The following is a 5757-nucleotide window of genomic DNA, read 5'->3' as shown; positions in this document are numbered from 1 at the left end:
GGAGCCGCAAAATTGTTATGCTGGATACCCCTGTTTTTTGAATACCTTTTTGCGGATTCTCCAAAAACTTTATGCTGGTTTCCTGCATTGTTACGGCCAAAAAGCACAATTTTAAGCCATTTCCAGGCTTTCTTCAGAGAAACTACCGGGTACAAACCTATGCAGATAGAATCCTGCCATCATTTTCAGGCAGACAGACGAATTTATCCGTGAGTTGTTTCCTTCCGCTCGCTCGCCGCAATTCTCTTGCCCCTGTGACGCACCGTGACCGCCCGTGTTGCCCTTTTCCGGCCGAACTCGAAAAGATGTACCATGAACCAGATATATCGGCTCGTTGACCCGATGTGAAACAACCACTTTTTTCTGAAAATTGAGAAAAATAGTAGGGTCGAAATGTGTGCAGGTTAAAGAGGCTATGCTGGAAAACGCATAACCTCTGGGGACATCGCCCGACAAAGTCGGGCGAATACCACGTTAATTTTTTATTTTATTAAAGCTTCTGCAATAGATTCAAGAGTTTTTTCACTGTAATCTCCTCCAATTGAATACGCTATCTTAAAAATTTTATCACAATATTTTTTGCATTCATCGTCATTGCTAATATTAAATATATTTCCTACAATGCGAATACAATTTCTTTTTTCCTTTTCTGTCGGTGTATACATAATCGTATGGAACCTCCTCTAGTTTTTTGGTAACGGCGTGATAGTGTCTATATTAATTTGACTATGAGTGATAACTTGAGTTGCACCACCTGCCCCAAATTGTGGAAAATCACTTGTAATAGGCTCTAAATGGGATGCCTTGCCCCAATATTAATATCATCAATAATCTGTAATGTATCAAAACTCACTTTAACAGACGCATCATGTGGTACTTGTAGCGCTCCGGGGTTTGCAATATCATAATTATCAAATGATAAATAAGTTCCATTATTGTTGGCAGGTATCATCATGGATTCTGACATATCATTAAGATAGGGTGCATTCTCTGATACATACCTATACCCTGTAGAAGGAATCACGTCTCCACTCGGTGTTACATAAAAATCTGCTTTAGTCTTTGATGCCCCCCCCCCCCAATATTCCCTCGCGTTCTGCTTGGCTCATCTGCCTGTAACGTGGCATTTTCCCAAACCGCATTTTCTTCCGCCTGAGCATTGAAATTGCAAACATAACCGCTTGGGTCGTAATAGGTAACTGGATTATTTACACAGTATGCATACAGGTTTAGCCCGTCTCCCCGGTAAGGGTCTTCCTGCGTGAACCTGCCCACAACAGGATTATAATATCTTGCCCGGAGATAATACTCCCCACTTCCGGGTCGTACTGCTGCCCGCCATAGAGCAAGTGGTTCGGCACATTTCCTTGGCTTCGTAAAAGGTTTCCAAAGGCATCATAATCATAGTAGTTACCGGTCTCTGCACTCTGGTTGGTCAGATAGATGGTACTTCCCTGCTCATTTTCGTGGCAGCTGTGGTAATGGTTATCCTAGCTTTCCAAAGCGGCAAGCCCATGGCCATAAAGATAGCTTCGGTAGAACTCTCCTGCCTTCTCCTCCCGGATCAGCTCTCCCTGGTAATACAGGAAGGTATAGCTTTCCCCTTCCCGGGTGGTCAGCCCTGCCCGTAATCCTTCTCCATCGTAATGAGCCGTCAGGCTTTTCCCTTCTGCCAGCTCCACCTTCTCCTGCCGGTTTAAGAAGTCGTAGTGGTAAAGGGTGGCCTGCTCCTTCTTCTTCCCTCCCTTTGCTCCTTCTTCCGGCTGCTCTTTTTGGGTCACTTCCTTGACCAGGCTCCCGTTGGCATCGTAAGTGTAGCAGGTGGTCTCCTTACCCCTTCTTCGCTCAATCAGCTGGTTGCCTTCATTGTAGCAATAGTTCTCCTTAGCGTCAACGACAGCACACACAAACCCGGTTTCCCCCTTTTCCCCCTTTAGGGCATAGTGGTAGCTGGTCCTGGTAAGACGGTTTCCGTTTAGGTCGTAGCTGTATTCCTCTCCTCCCTCCGGCCTGTCCTCCTTCACTAACCGGTCCATGGCATCAGTTCCAGTGGACGGATATTAGAAAAAATATTACATAATGCAAGAGCCAGCTGATATCATGAACAATCAGCTGACTCTTATATTTCCTATTAAATTAAAACTTTGAATATCCTTATGTGGAGACCTATAGCAATCCAATAAATTATTGCACATAATTACACGAACGAAACCACCCCAAACAATCCGAGACAGTGACAATTGAAAACGCTCTTTCTATTGCATCGGGTAATCCTGACACGATACGGATCTTCTCTTTCCTCAGATATGCCTTGATCTTTGACCACATTTTTTCTATCGGGTTTAGATCCGGACTGTAAGGCGGCAGATAAAGGTATCTGATCCCGGATGTGTCCAATACCTGTTTTACTATTTTTGCATGGTGGGAGCGCATGTTGTCCATGACGACAATATCCTCCCTGGATAAGGTTGGTATTAAAGTATTCTCCAGATATTCCGCAAAGCGCTCTGCGGTTGTTCCTCCCTGGTAGACGGTATAAGCCGTCCTTCCATTCAGCCGGATGGATGACAGAACCGTAGTATTGCATGGCGTGTTTAACGGCGTGCTGTCCACTGCCCGCTCGTTTCTTTTTGAACGGGCATAATGCCTTGTCATATTGATATTAATACCGCTTTCGTCCAGAAATACCAGGCTGTTTATGCCGCTCTCCGACATATGTTTTTTCCATGCCTCCCTTTTGTACCTGACATCGGGGACGCCCCTGTTCCGAAGCATGAAGAGACTTCTTTTTGTAAACATATCCGAGTTTCAGGACGGCCTTGCGGACGGTTTCATCACTTACCTGCAGCCGGAGTCCCTCCCGTATTTCATGGATTGTAATATCCGGCTGTTCTTGTATGATCCGGTCAATATTCTGGAGATCCGTCTGGCTGAGGCCAGGCTTGCGCCCACGCAAAGAGAGCCTGGTTTCCACGGAGCCGGTTTCCCGCATTCTTTTTTCCAGACGGTAAACAGTGCTGGTATTTACGGAAAAGCATTCTGCGACTTCCCTTGCATTATGTGTTTTATTCCAGGCATCAATGAGCAGTTTACGTGTTTCATTATGTAGCATAGTGATCACCTCTTGACTCTATCATAAACCCTATGTCAAGTGGGTGCAGTATTATCTTGGGTTGCTATAAATCAATAATCCGCCTTACGAAAGCTTCAACTTCTCTCTTATCTCCATCAAAATAATACCTAACATATTTTTTCCAGAACCATTTGTTCCACATCCCCAGTAATAATCATTGGATGTATTTTCCACGATATATTCTGAATCTGTATTAAGCAATATGTTTTTCAATTCAATGTTCTGAGAAAATTTAGCATATACTGCTTTTCTCATAATATCATCTTTAACCTCTTCCCAATCTTCTCTTAACGGTAAATTGGGATTTCTTCCCATTTCAGCTGCTTTCATAGGATTGTCCAACAAACGAATTATTTCTGCATATTCTGTTCCATAAAACTTCTGTGCTTGAAAATAGTGTTCACTTGTCATCCACCATTTCCCATCCAACTCAAAGCCATGATGAGAAAAATTTGAAAAACAGCCATACTCTTCATTGATTTTATAAAAGTATATTGCCATCCAATCATCTCCTTAAACTAAGTATCCAATTCTCAAAATACTCTGATTGTTCCTGTATAGTTGCATATTCATCCAATAAACAAGTATCAAATATATCTACTAACGAATTCCTTTTTGCTTGTTCACCATATATTAATGTATATGCGTTACGTCCTGCACCCATATTAAGTAACATTCCTGATGGATAAACATTTTTACAACAACCTTTACATAACAATTTAATATCCATTTTTTCGAGTTCTTCTCTTAGTTTGATTAATGTCTCAAAATAATTATCTCCTTCTTTTGTTAATACTAACTCTCCGACAGAAAACTTAATTGTAACAGTATCTTCATTTTCTGTTAATTCAATTATTGCATTTCTTTCTTGGTCTTTCTCTATGCATATAATATTACATGTTTCTTTTTCCATTAATTTCCTCCAAAATTAGGATTAGGTATAAAATCTCCTACGATTTTTCCGCCTTGTTTTTTATATGCACCAACAATTTCAGACGGTTTTATTCCCCCTGGTATTGAAAACTCCATCTGCTCTGGGAAATATGCACCTGCTCCATATATAGCATTTATATCAACATAATTATCGGTTTGTATTACATATACATAACCATTTTTACCTCCAAAGTCTGTAGCAATAGACATATCACCAGAAGTAGAAACAAAATTACCAGCAGTAGCATTACTCTTAGTATGTAGTAATGCATCATTATGTGTTCCTTTAGGACTAAAACCATTTTGGAATACATCCTCTGGAACAACACTAGCTCTATCACCTCTGTAAACAGTTTTCGAAGAACTACCACTCTTACTCCCCCCCTCATCACCAATCCCACTGCCAACTTTAGCCTCATATGAACTATATCCGCTGGGATCATAATACACCACCGGGTTATTCTCACAGTACGCATACAGGTTCAGACCATCTCCCAGGTACTCATCCTCCTGCATAAACCTTCCCAGGATCGGGTTATAGTATCTGGCTCTCAGATAATACTGCTCTGTTGCCTGGTCATATTGCTGCCCCGTGTAGCGGATTCGGTTGGGGATACGCTCCATTGCATTCAGCTCTGCACCAAACGCGTCATACTGGTAATGGTTCTGAATCCTTCCCCCGGTATCGGTTATTAGGGCTTCACTTAGCTGCTCATCCTGATGGTAGTAAAAGCGCTCCCCATTCCTCTTAAAGCCCTCAATCCCTGCGCCGGTATGATAGCTGGTTTCTTCTCTGTCTCCTCCTTCATACAGCAGTTCCCCATTATGATAAACAAAGCGGAACCTCTGACCATTTTCCTCCGTTTCGTACCGCAGGCCTTCTGCATCATAGCGGTTCTCTTGAATCCCTCTCTTCCACTCAACCCGGATCTGCTGGTTCCTGCTGTTGTAAACGTACCTCCTGGTTCCCTCCGCTCCTTCTTCTGTCAGTATACTTCCCTGCCGGCTATAAGTAAACTGTTTTTTACCGCTTGGGCTTTCTAAAAGAATTACCTGATTCTTTTCATTGTAATGGTATTCGGTTACACCTTCACAATCCTCTTTGCTGAGCCGGTTGCCCGCTGCGTCATAGGAATACTTGGTGGCTGCCCCGTTCCGTGTCTCCTCCGCCAGCTGGTTGCGGAGATTATACCCATAGGAAATATCTATTTCCCTCTCCGTCCCATCTGGCAGGCGCTGTCTCCCCTTCTTGTGGATCCGGTTCCCGTTGCCGTCATATGCATAGCAGAAGCTTAAGAGGATTCGTTCCCCTTTTTTCGTTTCCAGCGTTTCTATGTTCCCAGACCCATCATACCGGTATTCCGTCTCCACTCCATTCCCATAGGCAAGCTGCGTGATGCGGTCCAGGCAGTCATACTCATAGCACACTTCCATCCCCTCTTTGGAATGGATGCGGTTCATCCGGCCCAGAAGGTCATATTCATAGCGGGTGGTAACGCCTGCCGGGTCGGTCATGCTCCTGATACGCCCCGCCGGGTCATACTCATAGGAAACCAGACGCTTTCCGCTGGAGCGTTTCTCCTTCAAGCGGCCTTTTTCATCATACTGGTACTCATAGGAATGGCCGTCGCTGACCGCCTGCATAAGACGACCGATGCTGTCATAGCGGTAGGTCCGGATGCATGGATGCT

The 5757-nt window shown here is 43.7% G+C and carries 8 protein-coding genes; all 8 read right to left on the bottom strand.

Annotated features, from left to right (window positions below; all coding sequences use genetic code 11):
- Positions 1 to 482: 482 nt before the first annotated feature.
- Entirely contained in the window at positions 483 to 665 is a 183-nt protein-coding gene (locus FYJ39_RS20090; protein WP_154474082.1) for a hypothetical protein, read from the bottom strand.
- A 373-nt stretch (positions 666 to 1038) separates the two neighbouring features.
- The gene (locus tag FYJ39_RS21115) at positions 1039 to 1275 is read right to left on the bottom strand and encodes an RHS repeat-associated core domain-containing protein (RefSeq protein ID WP_328597586.1); all 237 of its coding nucleotides are present in this window, start codon (positions 1273 to 1275) and stop codon (positions 1039 to 1041) included.
- A gap of 215 nt (positions 1276 to 1490) precedes the next feature.
- Positions 1491 to 2036 carry a hypothetical protein gene (locus FYJ39_RS20080; protein WP_154474081.1) on the bottom strand — a complete coding sequence of 182 codons (546 nt, stop codon included), beginning with the start codon at positions 2034 to 2036 and terminating at the stop codon, positions 1491 to 1493.
- A gap of 148 nt (positions 2037 to 2184) precedes the next feature.
- A complete protein-coding gene (locus FYJ39_RS20075; protein ID WP_195840491.1) occupies positions 2185 to 2715 on the bottom strand; it encodes an IS630 family transposase in 531 nt (176 codons plus the stop codon).
- The gene (locus FYJ39_RS20070; RefSeq protein WP_195840490.1) at positions 2663 to 3112 is read right to left on the bottom strand and encodes a COG3415 family protein; all 450 of its coding nucleotides are present in this window, start codon (positions 3110 to 3112) and stop codon (positions 2663 to 2665) included. The genes FYJ39_RS20075 and FYJ39_RS20070 overlap by 53 nt, the downstream gene beginning before the upstream one ends.
- 84 nt (positions 3113 to 3196) lie before the next feature.
- Entirely contained in the window at positions 3197 to 3634 is a 438-nt protein-coding gene (locus FYJ39_RS20065) for an NADAR family protein (protein WP_154474079.1), read from the bottom strand.
- A gap of 4 nt (positions 3635 to 3638) precedes the next feature.
- Positions 3639 to 4046 (bottom strand): hypothetical protein, encoded by a 408-nt coding sequence (locus FYJ39_RS20060; RefSeq protein WP_154474078.1) that lies wholly within the window; start codon positions 4044 to 4046, stop codon positions 3639 to 3641.
- Positions 4046 to 5757: RHS repeat-associated core domain-containing protein (locus tag FYJ39_RS20055; protein WP_328597585.1), on the bottom strand; the 1712-nt coding region annotated here is incomplete at its 5' end. The genes FYJ39_RS20055 and FYJ39_RS20060, both read right to left, overlap by 1 nt.

The sequence above is a fragment of the Clostridium porci genome (assembly GCF_009696375.1).
Classification (GTDB): Bacteria; Bacillota; Clostridia; order Lachnospirales; family Lachnospiraceae; genus Enterocloster; species Enterocloster porci.
The sequence above is the reverse complement of the archived record's forward strand: the minus strand, read 5'-3'. Positions and strand labels throughout refer to the sequence as shown.